Here is a 1,811-nt window from a genome sequence, read left to right on the forward strand (position 1 = left end):
GCCTTGCGGGCGGCACCTGCCTGGCCGGCGTCGACGGCCGCGTTCGCGGCCGCGTCGCGCGCCTGTGAGGCGGCCTGGGCGGCACCGTCGGCGGCAGCGGCGGCCGCGGAGGCGGCATTGGCGGCGACCCGCGCCGCATTGGTGGCGGCATTGGCCGCGTCGATCGCCGTCTGCGCGGCGGTCGCGGCCTGCGTGGCCGCACTCGCGGCGCGGGCAGCGGCGGCGGCCGCGTGCTGGGTGTCCTTGTGCGCGGCCTCGGTCTCGGCCTCGGCCTTCTGCGCCGCTGCCTTCGCCAGCTTTGCCGCGGTCACCGCTCGGGCGGAGGCGTCCTTGGCGGCCTGGGTCTGCTGCCCGGCCAGCTTGCCCGCCTTGGCCGCCTGGTCGGCGAGTTGCGCGATCGTGGCGTGCTCCTGGTCGTGGGCACGGGACACGTACTGCCCGACCTGCAGGAACTCGTGGATGTCGTCGGCGGTGCCGTTGATGGCGATGCGGCCGGCCGCCTGGACGTTCGGTCCGCCCGCCGCGATGATCTGGGCGACCTCGACCCGCTCGTCCTGCTCCCGGTCGTTGTACTGGTCGTTGTCGAGGAACTTCTTGATGTCGTCGGGAGTGCCGTTGAGCGCGGCACGCCCCGCCTTCTGCACCTCCGGGCCGCCCGCGTCGATGATCTGTGCGACACGGACCCGCTGGTCCTGCTGCAGCGGTGCCTTCCAGCCGTCCTTCAGGAACGCCTTCAGATCGTCCGGCGTCCCGTCGAGCGCTTTGCGCGCGGCCTCCTGCAGGCTGAGACCGCCGACGCTGGCGAACTGGGCGACGGCCACCCGCTCGTCCTGGACAGCGATGTCGGAGGCCTGGGAGAGGAAGTTCTTGACGTCGTCGTCACTGCCGACGAGAGCGACCTCGGCGGCGGCCCGCACACCGGGGCCGCCCGTCTCCCACATCCGTACCACCTTGGCGCGGTCGGTGTCCGGAAGCGCACCGGAGATACCGGTGTTCGTGGGGGTGGTGCCGTCGGCTCTGGCGGGGGAAGGCGCGGGTCCCAGCAGGCCCAGGACGAGCGCGCTGGGCAGCAGGCCCAGGCACAGCACGCGGATCGCGCGCTGAGCCCCTGCTGCCACGCGCCGTGGGCGTCGTGGATATGTCACAGCGGACTCGATTCGTTCTTTCGGTTGGGGGGTGATGCACCGCTCGTCCGACCCGCTGGGGCCATGGGTCACTGGCTCCTGGGCAGCGCGGTGCCGGGGGGCGGCTCGGCGGTTGTCCGGGTGCCGCCCCCGAGAAGGCCGTGTCCGGCTAGGTCAGTTGGCGGGTGCGAGTTGGATCTCGGTGTGGAGGCCCTTGTCGTCGACGCCGGTGAAGTAGCTGACGTGGCCGTCGTTCCAGCGGACGAGGATGTCGTTGGCGGTGGTGTTGGTGCTGAAGGCGCCGACGGTGAGGGCGGCCGCGTTGGTCCAGTACGACTTCTCGGGCCGGATCCTGATCTCGGCGGGCAGGGCTTTGCCGGTCATGCCGGGGTAGATGGTGGTCTCGCCGTCGATCCAGCGCACCAGCAGGTCGTCGGTGTCCTTGCCGGTGAAGGAGCCGGTGGCGAGCTTCTCGGCGAAGGGCCAGGTCTTGTTCTTGGCGACCGCCTGGGTCTGCTTCTTCAGCCCGTTGACCGCCAGGTCGCCGAAGACGGAGACGTGACCGTCCTTCCAGACCACCAGCAGGTCGTCCCGCAGGCCGTTCGCGGTGAAGCGGCCCGCGGTCAGCTGCTGGACGTCGTCCCTCCATTCGGCGGACTTCGGCGGGGCGAGCTGCTTCTCGCCGTG

General features: G+C 71.6%; 1 protein-coding gene and 1 pseudogene. Both read right to left on the reverse strand.

The window, feature by feature from the left end; genetic code table 11:
- Window positions 1–1,118, reverse strand: a 1,118-nt coding sequence (locus ACZ5NH_RS45465) for an ALF repeat-containing protein (protein ID WP_468784358.1), incomplete at its 3' end; no start/stop codon positions are given.
- Window positions 1,119–1,298: 180 nt separating this feature from the next.
- Window positions 1,299–1,811: pseudogene (locus ACZ5NH_RS45470) on the reverse strand (S1 family peptidase); the annotation flags it as partial.

Source organism: Streptomyces sp. NPDC031426 (assembly GCF_055581585.1).